At 42.0% G+C, this 1,927-nt stretch carries 3 protein-coding genes; 1 reads left to right on the forward strand and 2 read right to left on the reverse strand.

Annotation, left to right across the window (positions count from 1 at the left end; genetic code table 11):
• Positions 1 to 14: 14 nt before the first annotated feature.
• Entirely contained in the window at positions 15 to 431 is a 417-nt protein-coding gene (locus tag BMW93_RS36410; protein ID WP_090387471.1) for a hypothetical protein, read from the reverse strand.
• Between the two features lie 4 nt (positions 432 to 435).
• On the opposite strand from BMW93_RS36410, the gene BMW93_RS35650 reads away from it, so the two are divergent.
• A complete protein-coding gene (locus BMW93_RS35650) occupies positions 436 to 759 on the forward strand; it encodes a hypothetical protein (RefSeq protein WP_177194293.1) in 324 nt (107 codons plus the stop codon).
• A gap of 145 nt (positions 760 to 904) precedes the next feature.
• On the opposite strand, the gene BMW93_RS35025 is transcribed toward BMW93_RS35650, so the two are convergent.
• Entirely contained in the window at positions 905 to 1,204 is a 300-nt protein-coding gene (locus BMW93_RS35025; RefSeq protein WP_090387475.1) for a hypothetical protein, read from the reverse strand.
• Between the last annotated feature and the right edge of the window lie 723 nt (positions 1,205 to 1,927).

The following is a 1,927-nucleotide window of genomic DNA, read 5'->3' on the forward strand; positions in this document are numbered from 1 at the left end:
GAGAATGGACAGGTCTATGAAAAGACTTTCATCATTCCATAATGCATTAGTAACTGATTACGAAAATGCTGGTAGCAGTCAATCTTTTTCGACTGCTGCCAGCATTTCAATGCTCCTTGGGTGTCGCTGGTGAGTTTCTTTATGGGTAACTTGGCGACTGATTTTTCAAGCTCGAAGCCGTACTGCGGACTGAACTGTTTTATTTTGTAGTTGCTGTTTGCGGTCGTTTCTTTAAAATCCAGCTTGATCCACGCGTAATGGATTTGGCCAAAGACTATGGAAAAGAGCAGGCCGATGTTATTATGAACATCACAGCAAATCTTATTTCCGGCCAGGTTTCGGGCGAGACAGCAAAGCAGCTCTCCGACAGGCTTGGTAAGATCCAGCAGGACCGGACAGCGCTTTCGCTCAACCGAAAGGATAATCAACAAATCAGTGCAGTTGGAACTTGCCTTGCCTGCCTCAAAAGTTTCTTCGATGAGCTCAGGGGAATTCGTCGGAACTACCGCCGACAACCCCGATCAAATCGTTGAACTGAAAGCTTTTCACTGCCACATCATCAACGATCACAAACTTCTCTCGGTCGAAGCATCGAGATACGCGCCTATTCCGATGGTTCGAAAGGTAATTGGAGAGTCGGTAACCAAAAATTATGATCAGATCAAGGATGATGTCTGTGAAATAGTCGACAATCAACTTGCTGTATTGAAAAATGACCCAGAGCAACGGCATTTGCTAGTTCTCAAAAAAAGGGCATAGGACAGTGTAGGCCTCCCATTTTTAGAGGGGCTGTGATTTAGGCTTGTCAAAAGAAAGGCTTTAAAGGGTTCTTTTTCCTGGATCATTCATCAGTCAAAACTGGATAGATAGCTGGCCTTGCAGGCTGCGTATACACTTCCTGGGTTTAATTCTGCCCCTCCTGGTTGAAGTCTTCTGGTAGTGATGCAGCGGCTCCCATACAAAGAATGTGCCGGTATCTAATCTCAGAAATTGCATTGACCTTCCACTTAACCAGATACCTTCGCCATCCCACTGCTTTCCCAAGTTCAGGTTGGTATTCCATCATCACACGATTTCTGATCATCCGGCGAACCAGTTTGATCTGAGATGAAGACGGAGATTGTTTATCAATAGCTTGTTCCAGGAAAGATAACGCCTGTTGGATCGGCATATTTAGCCGGATCGAGTCTGACAGCCTTTTCATATTGCGCAAACAGTGTTTTCAATTGCCGCGTCTCGGTACAGGGTTCGTTGTCATAGATTACTATTTGGTACTAGTGAGGAGAAGGTAAATCTTGATAATTCTATTCGAAAATTTCCCCAGCACATTTGAATGGGAAAGTAAGTACAGAATCCCTCTTATGGATATAAAATATCAATTCGCCTTTTTTCTTCACAACTGTATCACCTTTTTCAATTTGATCGATAAATCTAGATCCCCATAAATAATTTATCCTTCGGAACGTGTTTATTTCTCCCGTCAGCGCATTCTTTCCTTTTAAATAAAACCTATATTCATTTGTCGAAAAATCGTCAACTATGATGTCACAGTAGTCATCTCGCCTACCTTCCGCTAGCTCAGCACAAGACGAGACTTTATCGCATGACAATATCACAATGATACAAAGGATAAAGCAGAAAATTACAATGACCAATCTTACATTCATCGCTTTCTAAAATCTATCGGAATTGATGCGGCGTAACTATATCTTCACTTGTGTCTAACCGTTAACTATTGGAATGCGGAAATCGGTATATCTTCCTTGCAACCCGATTTTTGGATTTAATCTAAATGACTATAATGTGATGAAAATGAGTGTATGTTTGCTCGATTAATCTGGTAGCGACACGGTCAATAAGCAGCTTTCACCTAGCAATCACTATGAGGATTAAACCAAATAGGAAACTTATGAGCATCACATTAAGC

Origin of the sequence: Dyadobacter sp. SG02 (genome assembly GCF_900109045.1) — a bacterium.
Lineage (GTDB): Bacteria > Bacteroidota > Bacteroidia > Cytophagales > Spirosomataceae > Dyadobacter.

Coding starts and splice junctions, on each gene's coding strand:
- BMW93_RS35025 (WP_090387475.1), bottom strand. CDS start 1,204: ATGAAAAGGCTGTCAGACTCGATCCGGCTAAATATGCCGATCCAACAG.